Source organism: Providencia sp. 21OH12SH02B-Prov (assembly GCF_027362595.1).
Lineage (GTDB): Bacteria > Pseudomonadota > Gammaproteobacteria > Enterobacterales > Enterobacteriaceae > Providencia > Providencia zhejiangensis.
In genome coordinates, this window is the sequence record NZ_CP114796.1 from 4,113,885 (window position 1) to 4,138,825 (window position 24,941).

General features: G+C 42.7%; 21 protein-coding genes. 8 read left to right on the plus strand and 13 right to left on the minus strand.

What is annotated here, in order from left to right; all coding sequences use genetic code 11:
- Positions 1-18: 18 nt before the first annotated feature.
- From fabY to O7C57_RS18925, 4 genes are all read right to left on the minus strand, one after another.
- Complete coding sequence (fabY, locus tag O7C57_RS18910) at positions 19-942, minus strand: fatty acid biosynthesis protein FabY (RefSeq protein ID WP_154622471.1); 924 nt, start codon at positions 940-942, stop codon at positions 19-21.
- 22 nt (positions 943-964) lie between these two features.
- Complete coding sequence (dtd, locus tag O7C57_RS18915; protein WP_154622470.1) at positions 965-1,402, minus strand: D-aminoacyl-tRNA deacylase; 438 nt, start codon at positions 1,400-1,402, stop codon at positions 965-967.
- A 60-nt stretch (positions 1,403-1,462) separates the two neighbouring features.
- Positions 1,463-2,077 carry a glucose-1-phosphatase gene (gene yihX, locus O7C57_RS18920; protein WP_269723445.1) on the minus strand — a complete coding sequence of 205 codons (615 nt, stop codon included), beginning with the start codon at positions 2,075-2,077 and terminating at the stop codon, positions 1,463-1,465.
- Between the two features lie 87 nt (positions 2,078-2,164).
- Positions 2,165-3,088, minus strand: coding sequence for a LysR family transcriptional regulator (locus O7C57_RS18925; protein ID WP_163860535.1), 924 nt, complete (start codon positions 3,086-3,088; stop codon positions 2,165-2,167).
- A 269-nt stretch (positions 3,089-3,357) separates the two neighbouring features.
- Here O7C57_RS18925 and O7C57_RS18930 point away from each other — a divergent pair, with 269 nt between their 5' ends.
- The 3 genes from O7C57_RS18930 to abgT all read left to right on the plus strand — a co-directional run bounded on the left by O7C57_RS18930 (position 3,358) and on the right by abgT (position 7,741).
- On the plus strand, positions 3,358-4,683 hold the full coding sequence (locus O7C57_RS18930; RefSeq protein WP_163860534.1) for a M20 family metallo-hydrolase: 1,326 nt from the start codon (positions 3,358-3,360) through the stop codon (positions 4,681-4,683).
- Positions 4,676-6,124 carry a M20 family metallopeptidase gene (locus tag O7C57_RS18935; protein WP_163860533.1) on the plus strand — a complete coding sequence of 483 codons (1,449 nt, stop codon included), beginning with the start codon at positions 4,676-4,678 and terminating at the stop codon, positions 6,122-6,124. The genes O7C57_RS18930 and O7C57_RS18935 overlap by 8 nt, the downstream gene beginning before the upstream one ends.
- 87 nt (positions 6,125-6,211) lie before the next feature.
- Entirely contained in the window at positions 6,212-7,741 is a 1,530-nt protein-coding gene (gene abgT, locus O7C57_RS18940) for a p-aminobenzoyl-glutamate transporter (protein WP_154624406.1), read from the plus strand.
- Positions 7,742-7,814: 73 nt separating this feature from the next.
- On the opposite strand, the gene typA is transcribed toward abgT, so the two are convergent.
- Entirely contained in the window at positions 7,815-9,638 is a 1,824-nt protein-coding gene (gene typA, locus O7C57_RS18945) for a ribosome-dependent GTPase TypA (RefSeq protein WP_163860532.1), read from the minus strand.
- Between the two features lie 421 nt (positions 9,639-10,059).
- Between typA and O7C57_RS18950 the strand changes: the two genes are divergently transcribed.
- The 4 genes from O7C57_RS18950 (at position 10,060) to glnG (ending at position 15,179) form a co-directional block, all read left to right on the plus strand.
- The gene (locus O7C57_RS18950) at positions 10,060-10,716 is read left to right on the plus strand and encodes a PadR family transcriptional regulator (protein ID WP_230085891.1); all 657 of its coding nucleotides are present in this window, start codon (positions 10,060-10,062) and stop codon (positions 10,714-10,716) included.
- Positions 10,717-11,093: 377 nt separating this feature from the next.
- The gene (gene glnA, locus O7C57_RS18955) at positions 11,094-12,503 is read left to right on the plus strand and encodes a glutamate--ammonia ligase (RefSeq protein WP_154624404.1); all 1,410 of its coding nucleotides are present in this window, start codon (positions 11,094-11,096) and stop codon (positions 12,501-12,503) included.
- Between the two features lie 171 nt (positions 12,504-12,674).
- Positions 12,675-13,724, plus strand: a complete 1,050-nt coding sequence (glnL, locus tag O7C57_RS18960) for a nitrogen regulation protein NR(II) (protein ID WP_154624403.1) — start codon at positions 12,675-12,677, stop codon at positions 13,722-13,724.
- Positions 13,725-13,733: 9 nt separating this feature from the next.
- Positions 13,734-15,179, plus strand: a complete 1,446-nt coding sequence (gene glnG, locus O7C57_RS18965; RefSeq protein WP_154624402.1) for a nitrogen regulation protein NR(I) — start codon at positions 13,734-13,736, stop codon at positions 15,177-15,179.
- Between the two features lie 7 nt (positions 15,180-15,186).
- Here the strand turns inward: glnG and O7C57_RS18970 are convergent, their stop codons facing one another.
- A complete protein-coding gene (locus O7C57_RS18970; protein WP_154624401.1) occupies positions 15,187-16,065 on the minus strand; it encodes a LysR family transcriptional regulator in 879 nt (292 codons plus the stop codon).
- 193 nt (positions 16,066-16,258) lie between these two features.
- Here O7C57_RS18970 and ampC point away from each other — a divergent pair, with 193 nt between their 5' ends.
- A complete protein-coding gene (gene ampC, locus O7C57_RS18975; RefSeq protein ID WP_425476436.1) occupies positions 16,259-17,392 on the plus strand; it encodes a class C beta-lactamase in 1,134 nt (377 codons plus the stop codon).
- Between the two features lie 38 nt (positions 17,393-17,430).
- Here ampC and hemN read toward each other — a convergent pair whose 3' ends face one another.
- From hemN to phoU, 7 genes are all read right to left on the minus strand, one after another.
- Positions 17,431-18,804 (minus strand): oxygen-independent coproporphyrinogen III oxidase, encoded by a 1,374-nt coding sequence (hemN, locus tag O7C57_RS18980; protein ID WP_163860529.1) that lies wholly within the window; start codon positions 18,802-18,804, stop codon positions 17,431-17,433.
- Positions 18,805-19,010: 206 nt separating this feature from the next.
- Positions 19,011-19,538 (minus strand): Der GTPase-activating protein YihI, encoded by a 528-nt coding sequence (gene yihI, locus O7C57_RS18985; RefSeq protein WP_269723447.1) that lies wholly within the window; start codon positions 19,536-19,538, stop codon positions 19,011-19,013.
- A 203-nt stretch (positions 19,539-19,741) separates the two neighbouring features.
- Positions 19,742-21,076, minus strand: coding sequence for an NCS2 family permease (locus O7C57_RS18990; protein WP_154624397.1), 1,335 nt, complete (start codon positions 21,074-21,076; stop codon positions 19,742-19,744).
- Between the two features lie 218 nt (positions 21,077-21,294).
- Positions 21,295-22,047, minus strand: coding sequence for an amino acid ABC transporter permease (locus tag O7C57_RS18995; protein WP_154624396.1), 753 nt, complete (start codon positions 22,045-22,047; stop codon positions 21,295-21,297).
- Position 22,048: 1 nt separating this feature from the next.
- On the minus strand, positions 22,049-22,801 hold the full coding sequence (locus O7C57_RS19000; protein WP_154624395.1) for an amino acid ABC transporter permease: 753 nt from the start codon (positions 22,799-22,801) through the stop codon (positions 22,049-22,051).
- A gap of 102 nt (positions 22,802-22,903) precedes the next feature.
- Positions 22,904-23,734 (minus strand): ABC transporter substrate-binding protein, encoded by an 831-nt coding sequence (locus O7C57_RS19005; RefSeq protein WP_154624394.1) that lies wholly within the window; start codon positions 23,732-23,734, stop codon positions 22,904-22,906.
- 489 nt (positions 23,735-24,223) lie between these two features.
- Positions 24,224-24,937 carry a phosphate signaling complex protein PhoU gene (gene phoU / locus O7C57_RS19010; RefSeq protein WP_154624393.1) on the minus strand — a complete coding sequence of 238 codons (714 nt, stop codon included), beginning with the start codon at positions 24,935-24,937 and terminating at the stop codon, positions 24,224-24,226.
- Between the last annotated feature and the right edge of the window lie 4 nt (positions 24,938-24,941).

A 24,941-nucleotide genomic window follows, 5' to 3' on the forward strand; every position in this document is an offset into this window, starting at 1 on the left:
CAGTATATACGAAAGGCATTACAGTGACTTTACTGTTTTCTCAACAGGTAACACCATATACACACCGCTAAAAACGGCCCCCGCCTCGCCGTTAGTTCCACTCACTGTCACTTCAAGTTTTACCCTTGCTTTACTCCCTCTCGCAAGACGGTCAAGGTCACCACTCATTTGCGACATATCCGCAATAGCGGTGGGTCTACCACTCACTGGCTTGCTATAACGAATATTGGCATCCACTAATACAATATCACCACCGAGTTGATGCTCTTGCATTAATAACCAAATCAATCCCCAACCTGTCAGGGTGGCTAACGAAAATTGGCTTCCTGCAAAAATCGTTTCGTGAGGGTTTTGGTTGCCAGCTTCTGGCATAGTGGTAATAAACTTTTGCCCTGTATATTGTTCAATTCGAACCCCCATTTTTTCACTTAATGGGATATATTTATACCAAGCTTGTTGTAACTCTCCACACCAATCAGGGCGATGAAGGATCTGGTCAAGTGTCTCGATCGGTTTGATCATTAAATAGTGACGAACAGGTGTTTTGAGCTCACCGGCAATCAGACCTCGGCTTTCAAAGCCTATCTTACGAAAAAAGGGAACCGCTTCTTCTCGGACGCTCGACACAATACGTTTGACACTTTCTTGCCGCGCAATTGATTCTAACGCCATCAAAATGAGTTTACCCAGCCCTTTTCCTTGCATTGCTGGATTCACCGCTAAAAAACGAATCGCGCCTTCGTTATCGGCATTAATATAAAGCCGACCAATGGCTAAGATACGATTTTTATCATCAACAACCATTTGATGGTAAGCGGTAAGATCATAACCATCTTTTTCAGAACCAAATGGTTGATTAAAGGGTTTACGTAACATCTCCCAGCGGAACTGGTAATAAGCATCAAATTCCGCTTCATCTTTCGGTGCACGCAGATGGTACATAGTCTCCCCCTTAATAGTAGAATTAGACTTGCAACCAGAAAGTCACAGGACCGTCATTGGTCAGGCTGACTTGCATATCCGCGGCAAATTGCCCTGTTTCAGTGATCACACCTTGTTGGCGACTTTGCTCAACAAAATATTCATATAATTGTTCAGCCCGCGTAGGTTCAGCTCCCCCAGAAAAACTAGGTCTCATTCCTTTTTTAGTATCAGCTGCCAATGTAAATTGAGAGACAACTAATAAGCTCCCACCCGCTTGTTGAACATTCAGGTTCATTTTTCCCTGTTCATCACTAAAAATCCGATAGCCAAGTACTTTTTCACACAACCGTTTTGCTTTTTGTTCATCATCATCTTTTTCAACACCGAGCAAAACAAGTAACCCAGAATCAATTTGACCAACCACCTGCTCATCAACAACCACTGCTGCATGAGCGACTCTCTGTATTAATGCAATCATGATAACTCGACAAAAATATGGAGTAACAGTTTAGGTTACTCCATGGTGATAATTCATCAATTATTCGACTTCAGCACTGAAGTCATAAGTGCGGAAATATTCAGGTACCGTGTCTTTATTCACGACATGGACACCTTTAATACCTAATGCTTCGGCAGCCTTAATATTGTCCTCGACATCATCAAAGAAGATAGCATCAACTGCATCAAATCCTTCAGATTCAAGAACATATTGGTAAATAGCTGGATCAGGTTTGCGCATCCCCAGGTCTTGAGATAAGTATAAAAAGTCTGAGGAAGCTGCAATTTCAGGATAATGTTCAGGCCAGTAATCAAGGTGTAGGCGGTTAGTGTTAGATAAAACAACCACACGATGCCCCTGTTCACGAAGGCGTTCCATGATATCAATCACTTCTGGTCTTACTGACATAAATATCGCATGCCAGCCTTCCGCGAATTCTTCAAAACTGAGTGTAATGCCAAGTTCTTCACATAACATTTCTGCAAATTCGATATCTGAGATTTTGCCACATTCATGTTGTTGGAAGATATTCCCAAAAGTAAACCGCGACTTGATTTGCTCAGACGGTATTCCACTGAGTTCTGACCATTTATCAAATACACGATTAAAGTCGATATCAATAATCACATTACCCATATCGAAGATATACAGCATACCGTTTCCTCGTTGTTATTAACTAAATTCACTTTAATCATTATTCATACAACTGAACAGCCCTAATTACAGATTATTTTTTGTTTTTTATGAATACACGTGACCATCATCTCTATCGTGACAGTAGATACGGAATAATCTCGCCAAATGTTCACCTGCTGGCGATAACGTATGATCCCGACGTCGTACAAGAGCAAAAGTCGCATAAGGAAGCTTTTCAGCGAGATCGAGCGCAATGAATTGTTGTTCAAATAGAGGGTCATCAATAGTATCGATAGACACTATCGTCAAGAAATCACTCTGCGCCACTAAACTCATACAACCGATCAAGGTTTCACATGTCACACTAAAGCTCATCGGTTTATCCATCCTAGAGAACACTTCAGACAGTTGCTTATAGTAAGTGCCTTTCGGTGTTGGCATCGTCCAATCACAGTGGGTGAGCTGCTCTAATGAGGTGGCATGCTTCATTGGGTGATCTTTACGCATGATCACCTTGTATTCCTTGCTCATTAAACGTTCAAAATTGAATTCCGCATCTAGGCTACCGGGATAATACGTATTTACAGTGAAATCGAGCTCACCTTGGCGTAACTGAGGTAACATCGTCAAGAGTTGTCCTTCCATAATCCGAATTTTGATATTTGGAAAGTCACGATGGAATTGAATAATCACTTTTGGCATCACTGAACGCGCAATACTGCCTGCAACCCCAATATTAATCGTGCCGCTGGATAAGCCTATACGCTGCTGTATCTCTTCTTGCCCGACACGTAACTCTTCAAGAATGATACTGGCACGACGCAAAAAACTTTCTCCACTTTCCGTCAGATAGATCCCTTGATTACTGCGAATAAACAATTTTGCGCCTAAAGAAGCCTCTAATTCACGAATAGACTTCGTTAATGCGGGCTGAGAAAGCTGTAAAAAACGACTAGCCGCTCTAATACTGCCATGGCGACTTACCTCGACAAACGCTCTCAACTGATTCAGTTTTATTGGCAAAGCCATATGAATTCCCTGATAACCATTAGTTATATAGGCAAAGATAATTGTATCTTTTTTACCCTATTTTGATTGTGTACAGTCAATGCATGACGATAACAAATAATTAACATCAATACTTATTAACTATTTTTATTTATTAAAATAAAGAAACACAACATATTAAATTATTTTGAAATTATTAAATAAAATTTAATTTCACCGAAATCAAATCGTACTGGGTATTTATACCGAGCCATTCTATTTTATCGTGATAACTAAAAGAGATAACAATTATGGAGATTTCTTTAAATAACGCCATTGAATCCATCACACATCAACTACAACTTTGGCGCCGTGACTTCCATCAATATGCAGAATCAGGTTGGTTTGAATTTCGAACCGCAACACGAGTCGCAGATGAACTCGCTCGCCTTGGCTATCAGCTACAACTCGGAAAAGACGTTATTAAAGCGGAAGATCGTATGGGGTTGCCGACACCAGAACAGTTTGCCGAACAAGAAAAACGCGCTATTGAGCAAGGTGCGTTAACAGAATGGCTTCCCCATTTTTCTGGCGGATTTACCGGTATCGTTGCCACATTAGATACCGGTAAACCAGGACCGACACTCGCCTTTCGTGTCGACATGGATGCATTAGACCTTAATGAGGATCTCACCGCACAACACCGCCCTCATGCAGAAGGCTTTGCTTCTTGTAATTCACACATGATGCACGCCTGTGGTCATGATGGACATACCGCTATTGGCCTTGGTTTAGCTCATATATTGAAGCAGTTTCAATCACAGCTAACAGGTCGAATTAAACTGATTTTCCAACCGGCTGAGGAAGGAACTCGCGGCGCAAAATCAATGGCAACCGCGGGTGTGGTCGATGATGTGGATTTTTTTGTCGCAATACATATCGGTACAGGTGTTCCGAAAGGGGAACTCGTGTGCGGTAGCAAAAGTTTTCTCGCTACGACTAAATTTGATGTCACATTTCATGGTAAAGCAGCCCATTCGGGAGCAAGGCCCGAAGAAGGTAAAAACGCATTAGTGGCTGCGGCTCAAGCGACACTTGGCCTATATGCTATCCCTCGTCACAGTGAAGGTAGCTCTCGTATTAATGTTGGCGTACTGAATGCAGGTATCGGACGTAATGTGATTGCCGATCACGCCTTAATGAAAGTCGAGACACGCGGCGAAACGAATGAAATCAACGAATTTATGTATCAAAAAGCACTTAATGTCATCGAAGGTGCAGCAAAAATGCAGGATGTTGATTTCAAAATCAACTTAATGGGAGCGGCACAAAGTAGTCACCCTAGCCCTGAATGGGTCGATTTTATTATGGGTCTTGCACAGAACAAAATCCCTGAGCTGACCTCCGTCATCAAAGATAAACCTCAAGCTGCGGGTTCAGAAGATGCGACCTATTTTATGGAGCGTACAAAAGCGCAAGGTGGACAAGCAACCTATATGATTTTCGGTACTGAATTAAGCGCGGGTCACCACAACGAGCGCTTTGATTTTGATGAAGATGTCATGCCTGTTGCCGTCAAAACCTTAGCAACCATCGCGCTTTCGCTACCTGAATTTGGAGGCAAAACTCATGAGTAAGACATTCACATCCTTTATTAATAATTATATTGAGCAAAATCGTACTCGTTTTACCCAGTTAAGCGATGCGATTTGGGACCACCCTGAAACGCGGTTTGAAGAGACCTTTTCTGCTAATCTTCTTGCCGATGCGCTGGAGCAAGAGGGCTTTCAGGTTGAAAGAGGGGTTGGTGATATAGAAACCGCGTTCATCGCCAGTTTTGGCTCAGGTACCCCTGTTATTGCTTTACTCGGTGAATACGATGCACTTGCAGGTTTAAGTCAGCATTCGGCTTGTAGTCAACCTAATCCTGTTATTGAAAATGGTAACGGCCACGGTTGTGGGCATAATTTACTTGGCACTGCCGCCTTATCCTCAGCCTTTGCTGTAAAAGCGTGGCTCGAAGAAAACCAGTTGTCAGGCACCGTACGTTTCTATGGCTGCCCTGGAGAAGAAGGCGGTTCTGGTAAAACTTTCATGGTAAGAGAAGGCCTCTTTGATGATGTAGATGCTGCTGTCACCTGGCATCCTGAATCTTTCAGTGGCGTTTTTAATGTGCAATCACTTGCCAATATCCAGACAGCGTTCCGTTTCAAAGGTATTGCAGCACATGCGGCAAACTCACCTCATTTAGGACGTAGTGCGCTGGATGCCGTCAGTTTAATGAATGTGGGTGTTCAATTCTTACGTGAGCATGTTATCCAAGAAGCTCGTATTCACTATGCAGTGACGAATACAGGGGGCGCCTCCCCAAATGTCGTTCAAGCCGATGCTGAAGTCTTGTACCTTGTACGCGCTCCTCAACTAGACCAAGCTCAAGATATATATCAACGCGTTATTGATATCGCTAAAGGTGCCGCCTTGATGACAGGTACAGAACTCGATATTCGTTTTGATAAAGCATGTTCAAATTATGTACCAAATCGTACGATTGAAAAAGCGATGTACCAACATATTACCACTTACGGCATTCCTGAATATGACTCGCAAGAACGCCAATTTGCCGAGGAGATCCATGCCACACTCACTAAAGATGATTTACGCAATGCCAAATTAAATGCAGCGCGTAGTGGTGGTGAAGAAGCGGTTCATTGGGGTGAACGTCAAGGCAATAAAGCGCTAACAGATGAGGTTTTACCTTATGTTGAATCAAAAGAGCTGATGTACGGCTCCACCGATGTGGGCGATGTCAGTTGGGTGACCCCGACCGCACAGTGTTTTAGTCCCTGCTTTGCATTCGGTACGCCTCTACATACATGGCAATTAGTTGCACAAGGCAGAACATCCATTGCGCATAAGGGCATGTTATTAGCAGGGAAAATTATGGCCGCTACTGCCGTCGAACTATTAACGACACCCAGCTTACTTGCTCAAGCAAAAAATGAATTCCAACGTCAGCGTGATGAACAACCTTATCACTGTCCAATTCCATCTGACGTGAAGCCGTCAAAATTGCAGTAACGTGACATTGGCGGGCAAATAACAATCATAACGCCCGCCATCACAATTATAAAAATAACAATAATTGCAAATACATAGGAAAACATCATGAATCAAACTGCAACTTCAATGAATAAAAGTCCAGGTGCTATTTTTCGTTGGATAGAGCGTGTCGGGAATAAAATACCTAATCCTTTTATTCTCTTCGTCTATCTTCTCGCGATCCTAATGGTTGCTACTGCAATACTGTCTTGGTTCGATTTATCAGTCAAAAATCCCGCTAACGGTGAACTGGTTTCGGTTAAGAATTTATTGAGCGTTGAAGGCATTCAATGGATATTGCCTAATATCGTCAAAAACTTTAGTAGCTTCGCGCCTCTTGGGGCAATTCTCGCGTTAGTTATCGGGGCGGGTCTCGCTGAGAAAGTAGGTTTATTGCAAGCCTTAATGTACAAAATGGCGTCAGGAATTAATAAACGCTATGCCAGTTACATGGTGCTCTTTATCGCGTTTTTTAGCCATATTTCATCAGATGCGGCTCTTGTCGTCATGCCCCCATTAGGCGCATTAATTTTTATTGCGGTAGGGCGTCACCCAGTTGCAGGCTTACTCGCCGCTATTGCCGGCGTAGGTTCGGGATTCACCGCTAACTTACTCATTGTCACCACCGACGTTTTACTTTCAGGCATTAGTACTGAGGCGGCAATGATCATTGACCCTAACTTACATGTTAGTGTGATTGATAACTGGTATTTTATGGCGACTTCCGTGATTGTCTTAACGATTGCTGGCGCATTACTCACGGACAAATTTATTGAGCCTAGGCTACCAAAATGGGAAGGAACCTCTAATGACCGCTTAGAAAAACTGACACCATTACAAAATCGTGGGTTATTAATGAGCGGACTTTCAGCACTCATCTTTATCGCTATTGTTGCGTTAATGGTTGTGCCGGAAGGCGCCCCGCTTCGTGACCCTCAAACTGGCTCAGTTATTCCATCTCCTTTCATTAAAGGCATTGTTCCTGTCATTATTATTTTCTTCTTTGTGGTATCTATTACTTATGGTATTTCGACAAAGCAGATTAAAAAACCAAACGATATCCCTGATTTATTAGTTGACCCAATGAAAAGCATGGCAGGCTTTATTGTTATGGTTTTCCCACTTTCCCAGTTTGTTGCTTTTTTCAATTGGAGCAATATGGGGAAATTTATGGCAATAGGTTTAACTGACTTACTCGAAAATTTAGGGATGACAGGTGTTCCTGCGTTTATTGGCTTGATGTTTTTATCCGCATTTTTATGTATGTTTATTGCGAGTGGCTCGGCGATTTGGTCTATCCTAGCGCCTATCTTTGTGCCCATGTTTGTTTTATTAGGCTTCCACCCAGCTTTTGCCCAAATAGTTTTCCGCATTGCAGATTCTGCCGTATTACCGCTAGCGCCTATGTCCCCTTTCTTGCCACTATTTTTAGGGTTCTTGCAGCGATATTACAAAAATGCCCAACTCGGCACCTATTACACCTTAATTTTGCCTTACCCATTAGTCTTCTTTGGCGTTTGGATATTGCTACTCGTAGGTTGGTACTATGCCGGCTTACCAATAGGCCCAGGGGTTTATCCTCTACTCCATCCTTAACGCATCTGCCTATACGGATAAAAAAGGCGCCTTTTGGGCGCCTTCTTCATGATAGCTATCTCGCTAACGATAATTAGTCATCTTTTGAACGATTTGCACGGCGGCGATCGTTTTCAGTCAAGTGACGCTTACGTAGGCGAATAGACTGTGGAGTGACCTCAACTAACTCGTCATCATCAATAAACTCAAGCGCTTGTTCCAGAGTCATTTTGATTGGTGGCGACAGCGTTGTGGCTTCGTCAGTACCCGATGCACGCATGTTAGTCAATTTCTTACCTGTTAAGCAGTTAACAGTCAGGTCATTTGAACGTGAGTGAATACCAATGATTTGGCCTTCATACACTTCCGCACCGTGACCTAAGAACAGCTTACCGCGGTCTTGCAGGCTGTACAGTGCATAAGCAACCGCTTTACCTTGACCGTTTGAAATCAATACGCCATTTTGGCGGCCGCCGATTTCACCCGGACGAACATCATCATAGTGGCTGAATGTTGAATACAGTAAGCCAGTACCTGATGTCATCGTCATGAACTCAGTACGGAAGCCAATCAGGCCACGGCTAGGAATGATGTAGTCAAGACGTACACGACCTTTACCATCTGGCATCATATCGCGTAGGTCACCTTTACGTTCACCCAACGCCTTCATGACATCACCTTGGTGTTGTTCTTCAACATCTAAGGTCACTTGTTCAAATGGCTCTTGTTTACGACCATCAACTTCACGGAAGATAACTTTTGGACGAGAAACCGCCAATTCGAAACCTTCACGACGCATATTTTCGATCAGAACAGATAAGTGCAACTCACCACGACCAGAAACACGGAATGCGTCTGGATCTTGGGTTTCTTCAACACGCAACGCCACGTTATGAACGAGTTCTTTATTCAAGCGGTCAAGAATCTGACGAGATGTCACAAACTTACCTTCACGACCACAGAATGGTGAGGTGTTAACACAATAGAACATGCTAACTGTTGGCTCATCTACCGCTAATGCAGGCAGCGCTTCCACATTCCCCACGTTACAAATCGTGTCGGAGATATTAAGTTCACCTAAACCCGTCAGCGCAACGATGTCACCGGCTTCAGCTTGTTGAGAGTCAATACGCTCTAAACCTAAGTGAGTCAGTACCTTACCAATTTTACCATTGCGAGTGTTACCTTCGCTGTCGATCACCGTCACTTGCTGGTTTGGTTTCACTGTACCACGCTTGATACGACCAATACCAATAACACCTAAGTAGCTGTTGTAATCTAGCTGTGATACTTGCATCTGGAAAGGGCCTTCCAGATCAACTTTTGGTGGCTCAACGTATTTTACGATAGCTTCGTAAAGTGGGGTCATGTCTTCAGCCATATCAGTATGGTCAAGACCCGCAATACCGTTTATTGCAGATGCATAAACAATAGGGAAATCAAGCTGTTCATCCGTTGCACCTAAGTTAACGAATAAATCAAATACTTGGTCAACTACCCAATCAGGACGTGAGCCTGGGCGGTCAACTTTATTGATAACAACAATGGGTTTTAAGCCATTATCAAACGCTTTTTGGGTAACGAAACGCGTTTGAGGCATAGGACCATCAGTCGCATCAACCACCAGCAGAACGCTGTCAACCATTGACATAACACGTTCAACTTCACCACCGAAGTCGGCGTGGCCTGGGGTATCTACGATGTTAATGCGATAGTCATTCCATTTGATCGCGGTGTTTTTAGCAAGGATGGTGATACCGCGCTCTTTCTCCAAGTCATTGGAGTCCATAACACGCTCATCTACAGTTTCACGTTCACCGAACGTGCCTGATTGCTGTAGTAATTTACCAACCAGTGTTGTCTTGCCATGGTCAACGTGAGCGATGATGGCGATATTTCTTAAGTTTTGAATTGACAAGGATTTTTACCGTTTAATTGACAGGAAAGGAATATGCTTTATTGCGCCTAAATCGATATAGGAAGCATACTTTCTACGTTAATTTGCTGTTATTTTACACGTTTTTCCGCACAAGTGGAATAAATGTGAAACCCATCACTGTATAAAAAGTTTTTAACTAAAAAACATTCAGTTGCGTAACAATCGCGGAATATATCAGAAAATAACCCGTATCAGTACTGAAAAACCACAAAGTAGCAGAATAATACACTTTGTACCATTAATTATCCGCCTAAAAAAAGAATAAAAAATAGATTTTTTTGCACAATATCTAGTTTTCGACCCTTTTAATGTGATTTAGATATATCTAAATTGACTAATTAGATATATCTATTTATATTTAACTCAAGCTAATTCGATATATCTAATTAAGGAGGATTATATGCGAATTCATACCTGCCGTCATGTTTATCATTCACGCCATGAAGACGGCCATGGACATCAATGTTGCCACGGCGAAGATCATGGTCATGGTGAAGGTCGTCATTGTCATGGTAAGGGCCGTAGACATGGCGAAGGTCGTCATAAAGGTCGTGGACGTGGATTACGTCGTTTATTCGACCATGGTGATTTGCACATTATGGTGCTGTCATTAGTTGCCAAAAAACCAAGCTATGGCTATGAAATTATTAAAGATATTCAAGAAGCGTCCAGTGGTTTATATGTACCAAGCCCTGGGGTCGTTTACCCAACGCTAACATTACTTGAAGAGCAAGGTTTTCTTGAATCAGAAATAATTGAACGTAATCGTAAAAGCTTCAAAATTACCGCGGAAGGTGCCGAACATTTAAAAGCGAATCAAGAGATTGAGGCCACTATTTTCCGTAAATTAGCCAAAGCTCGCGACATGCAGCACGGCGGTAATTTATCCGAAGAAATCGAAATGGCGGTTCACCGTTTCAAAGCATTATTGCGCCATAAAATGGTGCTAAAGCAACTAAATGAAACCCAAACACGCCAAATCGCACAGATCATTAATGATGCAGTACAGCAAATTGAGCAAGTAAACACATTACTGACTGACAATATCGATGAATAATGTTGTTATTTAGCCATTTTTATAAAATGAACAGCCTTGGGCTTAGACGTCAAGCACAAGGCTAAATAGCCAATCAATCGACTTTATTACGTCAATTTAAATCCCACCCTAGTCAAATTGCACTACATCTGTGCAATCAAAAAGTAAATTGCACCATGTTAGTGCAATTACTGCTGTTTATTTCCTTATCCGTTTGTCATAACGTTGTAATATGCCGTATTTAGGCTATTTTAAAAGTTGGCACGTTTTTCGCTTATATTTTTATGTAAGAAGTGACACCTTGATTAACTGACGCTGAAAAGCCAGAAATAATGGCAAAAAATAATCCAACTGCCTGTGATTATTTTGCAAAACCGACCTGACCAGGAGAGCCGACGATGTCCTCAGAACACGTTTTATCGCTGATAGAAGAGCACAAAATAAAATTTATCGATTTGCGTTTTACTGATACCAAAGGTAAAGAGCAGCACATCACCATCCCTGCTCATCAAGTCAACGAAGACTTCTTTGAAGAAGGCAAAATGTTTGACGGTTCATCGATTGGTGGCTGGAAAGGCATTAACGAATCTGACATGGTGCTCATGCCAGATCCATCAACTGCAATGCTTGACCCATTTTTTGCGGATCCAACATTGATCATTCGTTGCGATATCCTTGAGCCAGGTACCATGCAAGGTTACGACCGTGACCCTCGTTCTATCTCTCAACGCGCGGAAGATTTTTTACGTTCTAGTGGGATCGCGGATACCGTGTTATTTGGGCCAGAACCTGAATTCTTCATCTTTGATGACATCCGTTTTGGTAATAGCATGCACAGCAGCTACTATCATATCGATGATATTGAAGCGGCATGGAATACCGGCACTAAATATGAAGGTGGTAACAAAGGTCATCGTCCAGGCGTAAAAGGCGGCTATTTCCCTGTTCCGCCTGTCGATTCTTCACAGGACTTGCGTTCTGCAATGTGCACCACAATGGAAGAAATGGGCTTAGTGGTTGAAGCGCATCACCATGAAGTCGCTACTGCTGGACAAAACGAAGTGGCATGTCGCTTTAATACAATGACGAAAAAAGCGGATGAAACTCAGATTTATAAATATGTCGTGCATAACGTCGCACATGCTTATGGTAAAACAGCGACCTTTATGCCAAAACCTTTAGTTGGCGATAACGGTTCAGGTATGCACTGTCATATGTCACTGTCAAAAGATGGTATCAACCTATTTGCAGGCGATAAGTACGGCGGGTTATCTGAAATGGCGCTTTACTACATTGGCGGTATTATCAAACACGCTCGTGCGTTGAATGCCTTCACTAACCCAACAACCAACTCCTATAAACGTTTGGTTCCAGGGTTTGAAGCCCCCGTTATGTTGGCTTACTCAGCACGTAACCGCTCAGCATCTATCCGTATTCCTGTTGTTGCTAGCACCAAAGCGCGCCGTATTGAAGTTCGTTTCCCAGACCCTGCTGCTAACCCTTATTTGGCGTTTGCTGCCCAGCTGATGGCGGGTCTTGATGGCATCATCAACAAGATCCACCCAGGTGATGCAATGGATAAAAACTTGTATGACTTGCCACCAGAAGAAGCGAAAGAGATCCCAACGGTTGCGGGTTCATTAGAAGAAGCGCTGAATGAATTAGATAAAAATCGCGAATTCTTAACGCGTGGTGGTGTCTTCACTAATGACGCTATCGACGCCTATATTGAATTACTGCGTAACGATATTCAACGTGTCCGCATGACGCCGCATCCACTAGAATTTGAAATGTACTACAGTGTGTAACACGCCGTTCCACTGCTAGTCTTTGTTGCCGTGAAACATTTGCCCCATCTTTGATGGGGCCTTTTCTCTGACTTTTTAGTAATAGATAAATTGACGGCATTGTTATTCAAGTTGCAGCTTTGTTGGGTAAATCAAGTATAATGCACCAAAATAGTGCAGGAGCAGAATTACATGAAAGCCGAACATTTGCCAGCACCGGAACACATCCTCAACTCACTGTTAAACAGCGTCTTAATTGTCGATTATGACCTTGTGATTCATTATGCTAATCACGCGGCTTTGCAAATACTTGCGCAAAGTCAACGCAAGATATATGGCACACCATTACCTGTTCTTTGTAGTTATTGCTCTTTAAATGACGAGTTAATGTTAAACAGCTTAAAAGAAGGCCACAGTTTTACCGATAACGAGGTCACGCTGGTGTTTAATAATCACTCCCATGTGATGGCGTTAAGCGCACAGCCTTTTTCTAGCCAATTTATTTTATTAGAGCTTTATCAATTAGACAGTCAACGTCGGCTAAGCCAAGAACAAGTACAAAATGCCCAACAATTAGCAGCAAGAGAGCTCATCAGAGGGCTTGCTCACGAGATCAAAAACCCCTTAGGCGGCCTAAGAGGAGCGGCTCAGTTGCTCTCTAAAGCCTTGCCGGATCCACAATTAAACGAATATACACAAGTCATTATTGAGCAAGCAGATCGGCTAAGAGCCTTGGTTGACCGGTTACTAGGCCCACAATACCCCGGTCCTAAAACACAACAAAGCATTCATCATAGCGCTGAAAATATCGTCCGATTGGTGTCGTTAGAAAAACCAGACAACATCACATTAGTCCGCGATTATGATCCAAGCTTGCCTGACCTTGAATACTATCCTGACCAAATTGAGCAGGTTCTGCTAAATATTATTCGTAATGCGTTACAAGCGCTTTCTGAGACAGGTGGTACGATTACATTACGAACTCGCACCGCATTTCAAGTGATGTTGCAAGGTGAACGTTATCGCTTAGCGGCACGTATCGATATCGAAGATAATGGCCCAGGCATTCCATTAGCTATACAAGACACCTTATTTTACCCCATGGTAAGTGGTCGCTTAGGTGGCACGGGATTAGGTCTATCCATCGTTCATAGTTTAGTTGACCAACATGCAGGAAAAATTGAATTTACCAGTTGGCCCGGTCATACCGAGTTTTCTATTTATCTACCAATTAAAAAATAGGAGATAACAATGCAACAGGGAAAAATCTGGGTTGTTGATGATGACAGTTCTATTCGTTGGGTACTTGAGCGTGCATTAAATAGTGCCTCTTTTCATTGCACCTGTTTTGATAGCGCAGATAGCGTCCTCGCGGCGCTAACACATGACCAACCTGATGTTTTGTTATCGGATATTCGTATGCCTGGTGTGGATGGCTTAGCCCTTCTCACTCAGCTAAAACAGTCACACCCATTATTACCCATTATTATTATGACAGCGCACTCTGACCTTGATGCCGCAGTGAATGCATACCAATCGGGCGCTTTTGATTATCTACCTAAGCCTTTTGACATCGATGAAACCGTTGCGCTGGTTGAACGCGCCTTAAATCATAGTCGTGAACAAAATCATGTCGAACGTGACCCCAAACAAAAAATGGAAAGCGTCTCTTCAACCATGATAGGTGAGGCTCCTGCTATGCAAGAGGTCTACCGTATTATCGGTCGTCTCTCTCGCTCATCAATTAGTGTGCTAATTAATGGTGAATCAGGAACAGGTAAAGAATTAGTGGCTCATGCGCTACACCAACATAGCCCTAGAGCCAACGGGCCTTTTATTGCACTAAATATGGCGGCCATCCCTAAAGACCTGATTGAATCTGAACTTTTTGGTCACGAAAAGGGGGCATTCACCGGTGCCACACAAGTTAGGCAAGGTCGTTTCGAACAAGCAAATGGCGGTTCTCTATTCTTGGATGAGATTGGTGATATGCCACTCGATATCCAAACGCGGCTACTGAGGGTACTTGCGGAGGGGCAATTTTATCGTATAGGTGGCTATACTCCTGTAAAAGTGGATGTCCGTATTATTGCTGCGACTCACCAAGATCTTGAGAAACGGGTTAAAGAAGGGTTGTTCCGTGATGATTTATTCCATCGCTTAAATGTCATTCGTGTGCAACTCCCACCATTACGAGAAAGAATCGAGGACATTCCCCGCCTTGCATACTATTTCTTGCAAAATACCGCCAAAGAGCTTGGGGTTGATAGCAAATTGCTGCATCCAGAGAGTGAACGTCTTTTACAACACTATCATTGGCCCGGTAATGTCAGGCAATTGGAAAACGTGTGTCGCTGGCTCACCGTGATGGCGGCAAGCCAAGAAATTTTGCCACAAGACTTACCTGAAGATTTACTCGGTCACCAGCAGCAAAATGATGCATCCACTGAATCCACGACACGCCATTATGTCGCAAGCAATAATACAGCATGGTTTGAATTACTTGAGCAATGGACTCAAGACGCTCTCGCGGAAGGGAAAGAAAATTTGCTTGCACAAACAGTACCGTTAATGGAATACACCATGCTGAGCTGTGCACTTAAGCATACTCATGGACATAAACAAGAGGCTGCTCGTTTACTTGGATGGGGTCGCAATACATTAACTCGAAAATTAAAAGAGCTAGGCATCGAGTAACCCTTTATCACGATTTAACTTCAGTCAGTAACCAATTTTGAAAAATCACCATTGCTGGGGTTATTGGGCGAGATTTTAAACGGCTCAGCCAATATCCCCCGAGTGTTACACTGATATCAAATGGTTGAACTAAGGTTCCCGCACTTAATTCATGCTCAAACATGCAACTTGGTGCAAGGGCTACGCTGTCGGTCAGCAATGCTGCTTCAACCATTAAGCGCGAGGAATCAAATATGGGTCCTTTGACACGCCACGGCTCAAGTCCCGCTACAATCTGCCATTTTTCCCATTCATCTTTACGATAAGAACGCATTAAACGGTGCTCTTTTAGGTCCAAAGGATGGGTCAATTTATGGGCTATTTTTTCAGAACAAAGCACAGTATGTGCGGCCGGAAATAACGGCGTATTTTCAGCTAATGGCCATAGCCCCTCACCGAAACGAATAGCGAAATCAACACCTTCTGCGGCTAAATTGACCACGTTATTATGGGTCATAATACGCAAATCAATATAAGGGTATAACTCAGTAAAAGCAGGTAAACGGGGTAACAACCAGCCTACAGCAAAAGTTCCCACGACTGACACACTCAGTACTTCGTGATAATGACCATCCTCAAACTGTTGCAATAATGACTCTATTTGGTCAAAAGAGCGACTCAAAACAGGAAGTAAAGCAAGCCCCTCATCGGTTAATGCCAGCCCTCTAGGTAAACGAACAAATAACTCTAATCCAAGTTGCTCTTCCAGTAGGCGAACCTGCTGGCTTACCGCCGCTTGCGTGACATTCAGTTCCAAACCTGCTCGCGTAAAGCTTAAATGTCTGGCAGAAGCTTCGAATGCCCTCAACGCATTTAGAGGAAGGCGATGACGATAATTTCCTGACATAAGTTTTTCTTTTGCCTCATCGAATTTTATATCGTTTTAAATCAGAGTTGGAAATAGGCATACTTTCTACCAATCACCAGTACATGCAGAATTCATCGACTCTACAACAAATTTGATGTTGAAGGATTAGCATACCTGAATTTTGTCAGTAACAACGAAAACTTTTACTTTAACGGATAACTCTATGAAAAATATTTTTCGTCAGGGACGGCTTTTTGTCGCTTTGAGTTTAGCCTTTACTTCACTTTCAGCGTCAGCGATGACACAACAAGCGGTTGATGACATTATCAAACCGCTGATGAAGCAAGAAAATATTCCGGGTATGTCTATTGCTATTTCTGTGGATGGACAGCAAAGAATTTACCACTATGGTGTACAGTCAAAGCAGACCCAACGACCTGTTTCGGATAGAACATTGTATGAAATCGGGTCATTATCAAAAACTTTCACAGCAACGCTTGCCGCTTATGCGCAAACACAAGGTAAGTTAGATTTCAGCCAATCTGTCAGCCATTACTTACCTGAGCTAACAGGCAGTGCTTTTGATAATGTTAGCGTGATGAATTTAGCAACCCATACGTCAGGTCTATCGTTATTTGTGCCAAATGGTGTCACTACTGACAAGCAACTGATCGAGTACTATCAAAAGTGGCTTCCTGAGCACAACGTTGGGCAATATCGCGCTTATTCAAACCTTGGCGTTGGGTTGCTCGGCATCGTAACAGCCAAACAACTTGATATGCCATTTTCTCAAGCGATGGAAAAATTGATGCTTCCTTCACTTGGATTAAAACATACTTATATTCATGTCCCTAAAAACCAAGAAAAATATTATGCACAAGGGTATAACAAGCAAGATCAACCCGTTCGAGTTACCCCTGAAATCCTTGATGCTGAAGCCTATGGCTTAAAATCAAATGCTAAAGATTTGATCCGTTATTTAGAGATCAATATGCAGACCATTAAAGTGGCTAAACCTTGGCAAGAGGCGGTTGAGAATACGCATACGGGCGTTTATCTCACAGATTCTTTTGTACAAGATATGATGTGGGAAAGCTATCCATGGCCAGTTTCTTTGGCGCAATTGCTTCAGGGTAATCGTGATGATATGGCACTAAAGCCGCAAAAAGTTGAGTTGATCAAACCCGCTATGGCGCCAGAAATACGTGCTTATTATAACAAAACGGGTTCAACGAATGGCTTCGCCACATACGCTGTATTTATTCCAGAAGAAAAAATTGCCATTGTGATGTTATCCAATAAATGGATACCTATCCCTCAGCGCATTACAGCAACTTATCAACTATTAGAAAAGATCGCTCGTTAAAAGACAATGGCTCCGTCATAACACGGAGCCACAATCGGTTATATCACTCGAGAAAATTGACGTTGACGCATTTGATTGCGTAAATAAACATCGAAACACATACAAATATTTCGAATCAACAAACGGCCTTGAGGGGATACCTTAATTGCTGTATTTGTTATTTCAACTAACCCATCTTCCGCCATCGGTTTTAACAAGGCTAAGTCTTCCGAGAAATATTCTTTAAAGTTAATGGGATAAAGGGATTCAATTTGTGCATATTGAAGCTGAAAATTACAAATTAGCGTCTTAATCACATCTCGACGCAAACAATCGTCATCGGTTAATACTAAACCACGCCACAACGCATGACCTTGCTCTTCAACCTGCGCATAATAAGTTTTTAAATCTTTTTGGTTCTGAGCGTAGCTATCCCCAAGCATGCTGATAGCAGACACGCCTAAACCTAATAAATCACAGTCCCCTTGCGTGGTGTAACCTTGGAAATTACGGTGTAAAACGCCTTCGCGCTGTGCTATCGCTAACTCATCTTGTGGCTTCGCAAAGTGGTCCATACCAATAAATTGATAGCCTTGTGACGTTAATGTCGCGATCGTTTCTTGCAAGATATCGAGTTTTTGCTCTGCGCTCGGTAAATCGTCATCTTTGATTTTACGCTGTGCAGCAAAGAGGTTTGGTAGATGCGCATAATTGAATACGCTCAGGCGGTCAGGCGACAACTCAATCACTTTTTGCAGAGTGAAAGCAAAGCTTTCTGGTGTCTGTTTGGGTAACCCATAAATAAGGTCAATACTCGTTGATGTAAACCCCGTTTCTTTTGCTCGATTAATCAACGCAAAAATGAAATCCTCATCCTGCTCGCGGTTCACCAAGACCTGAACTTCTTTATTAAAATCTTGCACGCCCATACTTAGGCGATTAAACCCTTCACTCCGCAAGTGATCGATCATGTCGAGTTCAATTTCACGCGGATCAACTTCAATCGACATTTCAACATCGTTTGAGAAATGAAAATGTTTTTTTAATAGTGCGACAAGATGGCTCACTTGAGCTTTATCGAGATAAGTTGGAGTTCCTCCTCCCCAATGCATTTGCGTCACAGTGCGATTTTTTAATAGTGCGGCACGCTGAATAATTTCTTTTTCAATAACTTGTAAATATTCATCTGCTTTATGCTTTTGCCGTGTCACTAGCTTATTACAGCCACAAAAATAACAGAGCTTATGGCAGAATGGAATGTGAACATAGAGCGATAATGGATTTTCAGGATAGCGTTGCGTTGCCGCCACGAATGCACGTTCATCATACGACTGATTAAACTCTAAGGCCGTCGGGTATGACGTATAGCGGGGTCCTGAATAATTATATTTTTGGATAAGAGAAAGATCCCAAACGATATTTTGCTCTGACATTAACATTCCTTAATTGGCCGAATGCCGGTTTACAGGCCACATCTTATGTTTTTTTATTGGCTAACTTATATACACGACATAATAACATAAAAGAAATTATAACTTGTGATTGGGCGGTGAGAGTTGATGCAACACCAAAAGTGATACAGTTTGAATGAAATTTGTTCAATACTCCCCCCAGCAAGCAGGGGGAGTGAAAAAGACGCTTATTTACTTTTCAAGATGCGCATAATGTCATCCAGTTTTTCTTCATTTTCCTCTTCTTCTTCATCAGTGAGTTCGATACCCAGAATAGACATCAACTCATCAATACGGTCTAAACAAGTATCAATGTATTTTTGCTCTTCCGTGGTGACCGTTTCACCCTCTTCTAAACGCGCTAATAAGCTATCTAAACGATCGTCCTGCTCCAGCATTTCTAGCTCTTGCTCGGGTGATAATTTCACTTTTGCGACAGGCTCTTTTACTGGCGTCGTACGTGTGGAAACGGCATTTGCATCAACCACCAATGGGACTGGTTTTTTGCTACCAAGGCGTGGGTCAAGGCTGTCGTTTTGCTTGCCAGACTGACTATTAGACGATTTTTCTTGATAGCGAGCCCCCGATTTATTGCCACGATGCTTTTTCTGGCGCTTACGCTCACGCCCTTCTGCATTGAGCTCTTCTTTTGTTTTGCGATACTTTTTCTTCGTTTTGCTAGCAGTTTTACTTGCCGGTTTTTTTGGTGAATTCATGGTCTGATACCTTGATAAGTCAGTTTCTGCTGCGGAATCTAGCAGAATCCCTCAAGCTGTGAAAGCATTTGCGCAGCAATTAAAACGGTTTTTTTGTATTTTGCATGGCAGCTTTGTTGATTATAGCTCGAATTGGCTGTCATAGAGAGGAGTTGATAAACAAAACGGCTCCGACGATTGGAGCCGTTTGATAGGAAAGAAGATTAAGCGTCAACTAAAACCATTTTTAAAATAAATAAAACGGAAACTAAAATGACGCATGGCCCCAACTCGCGCCAGCGGCCGGTACCCACTTTCATTGCGCAATAAGCGATAAAGCCTAACGCGATCCCTTCCGTGATCGAAAAACTAAAGGGCATCATCACCGCAGTAATAAATGCAGGAACTGATTCCGTTAAGTCATCCCATTTCACACGCGTTAAACTTGATGTCATCAACACCCCAACGTAGATCAGCGCGCCAGCTGTCGCATAAGCAGGAACCATACCCGCTAGTGGTGAGATAAACATGGTCAATAGGAATAACACACCAACCACAATGGCAGTTAACCCTGTACGTCCGCCAACCGACACGCCAGAAGAGCTTTCAATATAAGCAGTAACGGAGGAGGTTCCCATCGCCGAACCCGCGACAGAACTGAGGCTGTCGACATAGAGCGCCTGCTTCATGCGAGGGAAAGTTCCACGCGCATCCGTGATCCCAGCTTTATCTGTCACACCAATCATGGTGCCCGAAGAGTCAAATAAGTTAACTAACATAAAAGCAAAAATAACGCCTGATAACGCTAAATCCAAGGATCCCATAATATCAACTTGGCCAACAACGGTCATCACGCTCGGCGGCATAGAGAAGATACCATTGAACTGCACATCCCCTAATGCAAGGCCAATTAAGGTTGTGATCACAATGGAGACCAGCACTGCCGCATGGATATTACGTGCCGCTAGGATCGCAATAATGAAAAAGCCCAAAGCCCCTAACCACACGTTATGTTGGGTAAAGTTACCGATAGAGACGAGTGTATCTGGGTTCGCCACAATAATACCCGAGTTCTTCAGCCCCATCATCGCAATGAACAGTCCGATACCACTGGTGATACCAACGCGTAAACTTAATGGAATATTCGCGATAATCCAATAACGAATACGGAATAGGGTCAAAATGAATAAGCCAACGGCTCCCCAAAATACAGCCCCCATCGCCACTTGCCATGAATATCCCATCGCACTGACGACGACAAACGCAAAAAAAGCATTTAGCCCCATCGCTGGAGCTACTGCGATTGGCAGATTCGCCAACAGCCCCATAAGAATACTGCCTATCGCCGCAATTAAGCAGGTGGTGACGAAAACAGCTTTAATATCCATCCCAGCGACAGATAAGATTTGAGGGTTAACAAAGACAATGTAGACCATTGTGAGAAAGGTGGTGAAGCCCGCAACGACTTCTGTTTTCGCCGTTGTCCCGTGTTCTTGTAATTTAAACACGCGTTGAAACAGACCCTGTTGTTGTCCAGAGCTAGAAGATTGATTACTCATTAGATATAGCGCCCAAAAAAAGTTTTTTTCGCCCTATCCTACAACAAACAAATCGAGAGTGTTACCGTTAAAATGAAAAAAAGAAAACGTTTGCGTAAATCAAAGATCCATAAATGAGTTAACTTACTGATACAACAAGATGAATTGAAATAGACAGTAGAAAAATAAAATTTGCATAAGCAGTGGCGACCCCATCAGCAATCGCCACCTTGAATTGATTAAGATAACGCGAGTAGTTTTTGTCTACGCCAAAATAGCAAGGCACGCTTTGGCGCAAATGGTTTAGCCCCTTGATGACTATTTAAACGTTTTGCCACGAAGTTCGCGATCATCTCTAACGTTAAGCACATAACAAAATAAATAAAGGCAACAAATAAGAAAATTTCGAGTGGATACACCATTTCACGGTTATTCACTTGTGTCGCCAAAAATGACAATTCCGCGACACCAACAATGTAAGCAAGGGAAGTGTCTTTAATCAAAGCCACCCATTGATTAATAAATGAAGGAACCATCATACGTAATGCTTGCGGTAAGACAATTTGCCATAAAACTTGCCAACGGCTAAAGCCTAATGATAATCCGGCCTGCCATTGCCCTTTCCCGATAGCAAGAATACCTGCTTTTACAGCATGAGCTAAATAGGCAGAGGTGATTAATGCGAGCGCACAAACGACCGAAGCGATGCCCGGTATTTCTGTTCCTAGTACCACAGGTAAGAAGAAATAGGTCCAAAAAATTAGCATAATGACTGGAATAGCACGGAAAAAGCCTAAAATAGCCGCGAATAGGTTCATCCAAAACCCTCGTAACATGGCTAATGCAACACCGCTAAGTGTTCCCAGCACAATCGATGCGGCACCCGCAATTAAGCTGATAATCAGTGTAAGGGCTGCACCTTCTATAGGACCATCAGGAAAAGCGCCAAATAACAAATATTGCCAATTTTGTTCAATCACTGAAAAATCCATCTTATACCCCTTCCACTAAATTTCGTTGCGCTCGCCATTGTCCCCAGCCTTCCATAACCGCAATAATGGCGATATACAGCACTGTTGCGAGGCCAAATGCAGTGAATGTTTGTAATGTTTGGCTTTCCACTTGGCGTGAGACGTAAGAGAGCTCAGCAACACCAATTGCCATGGTTAACGACGAGTTCTTAACAACATTCATGTATTGCCCCAGTAAAGGAGGCATGGCGATTTTCACCGCCTGTGGCAACACAACATGTTTCATGGCTTGCCATCCCGTTAAACCAAGTGCAAAGGCTGCATATTTTTGGCCTTGGCGTACACCACGGATCCCTGAGCGTATTTCTTCAGCAATAAATGGTACCGTATATAATGTTAACCCAACAAAACCCGCTAAGAATTCAAATGAAGGCCAGCTCAGCGTGATACCTACCACGTGGATTTCATGCGGTGTATTGAGCCATGCCATCATCTCCGATGATAAAATCTCCCCTGACGCAAAATACCAAAAAAACAGTTGAACCAGTAAAGGTGTATTACGGAAAATGGAAATATACACACTGACCCCCCAACGTAGCGGGGCAATTTGGCTATCCTTTGCCGCGGCAACGACAAAACCTAATAGCGTTGCAGCAATGATGGTACAAACCGAGATCCAAATCGTCAGCAAAAAGCCATAGCCAAACCATTCCAAATACTCAGGAGCCAAAAAATGCTGAGAAAAAAATTCGCCGCTAATAAATTTTTCAAACATAACTGCTGCCTTGTATAACTAAGAACCCCGCAATAATGAGCGGGGTTATTTATTCTGAAGTGCTGATTCAATATATTGAATCGATATATCAGATGGTTATCATTATTTTTGTTGTTCAAGAGGAGCGAATTTGAATTCACCGCGAGGTTGCGCTGCCTTAGTATCAGGGCCAAACCAACGGTTATAAATCTGTTCTGCTTTGCCTTCTTTTTCTAATTTCAACAAGGTGTTATTCACATTTTCGATTAAACGCGTTTCACCTTTTACTGCTGCAACCGCTTGATATTCACGAGTGATACTAAACGGAGATATTTCAAAATCAGCCTTCACTTTTTCTGGCAAGTTACCCAGCAGACCGACTAACTTCGCGTCATCTTGCGTTATCGCTTGGACATTACCATTGCGCAAAGCAGCAAATGCTTGTGGCGTGTCATCATAAGAGATCACTTTCGTATTTGGATAACGCTCACGTAAGGTCACTTCCTGTACCGTGCCTTTATCCGCACCAATACGTAATGGGGCAATATCGTCAGGCGTTTTCAAGACCCCTTTGCGAGCAATAAACTTCTGCCCTGTCGCAAAATCCGGAATCGAGAAATCAACCTGCTTAGCGCGTTCGTCGGTAATTGTGAAATTTGCCCCAATGAGATCGACCTTACCTGATGTCAGTAAAGGAATACGGTTAGCTGGGTTAGTTGGACGCAATTCCAATTTCACGCCGAGGTCATCGGCTATCGCTTGCGCGATATCAACATCATAGCCCGCGAGTTTTTTTGTTTGTGGGTCAATAAAGCCAAATGGTGGATTACTGTCAAACACAGAGATACGGATAACACCAGCTTGCTTAATATCATCTAATTTATCTGCATTGGCGACATTGGCCACCAGCGCAAGGCCTGCAAGTAGTGCGGTAGTTAAAACGCGAGCTTTCATTGAACACCTCTGACGGTAAATTTATGTAAATCGACTACCACAAATTATCAAGGAAGGCTTATCTCTTGAAATACTATTAAATGATATATTTATATCAAAAAAGAATATACGAGGAAAAATAGGTCACCAAGCAATGAAGAGAGTCTGTAAAATGATTCACGTTACCTTTAAGGGTTGTTTGATGCGTACAATCGTTATGAGGACCTTTAATGAGGATGAATAAACGTTTTTTTCTAACTAACTCGTCCGTGTTTAATATCATATGAAAATAGCGTGATAACGGGAGCCTTTTAAAAGATCACCAAAAACCTAAAATCTGCATCAAATAAAAACACTCTAAGCATATCGAAATGAACGAAAACGACGCTCAATAACCTCACTCACACGTGTTGACGCTGGCGATAAAAAACAAAACCCCAGTCACACACATAAGTCTGTGACTGGGGTTGGTAATGACAACCAACAATGCGACAACGCAAAGTTTGACCGTTATTTTTTGGTGATCATTTTTTCCAATTGATCGCCACCTACATGACGGAAATCTTGCCCTTTCACATAGTAAAAAATGAATTCGCAAATGTTTTGGCATCGATCTCCGATACGTTCAATCGAACGGGCACAGAACAATGCCGTTAATACACTTGGGATCGTCCTTGGATCTTCCATCATGTACGTCATCAGTTGACGTACTATTCCTTCGTATTCTTGGTCAACTTTTTCATCTTCTCGATAAATCCGAATCGCTTCTTCCAAATCCATTCGCGCAAAAGCATCAAGCACATCATGCAACATTTGTACCGTATGACGCCCTAATGACTCAAGGCTAACCAGCAAAGGTTGATGTTGATGAGAGAATTTTTCTAATGCTGTTTGGCAGATCTTATCGGCAACATCCCCAATTCGTTCGAGTTCAGCGATGGTTTTTGAAATAGCCATAATGAGGCGTAAGTCACTGGCTGTTGGCTGACGCTTAGCAATGATTTTCACGCACTCTTCGTCAATAGCCACTTCCATCATATTCACTTTATGGTCATTTTCGATAACTTCGCGCGCAAGAGCCTCATCCTGATTATGCATGGCAGTGATCGCTTTGGTGAGCTGTTCTTCAACCAGCCCTCCCATTGTCATCAATTCTGTATGGATATGTTCCAATTCAGCATTGAACTGCCCAGAAATATGTTTGTTGTGATTCAGCGTATCCATAATC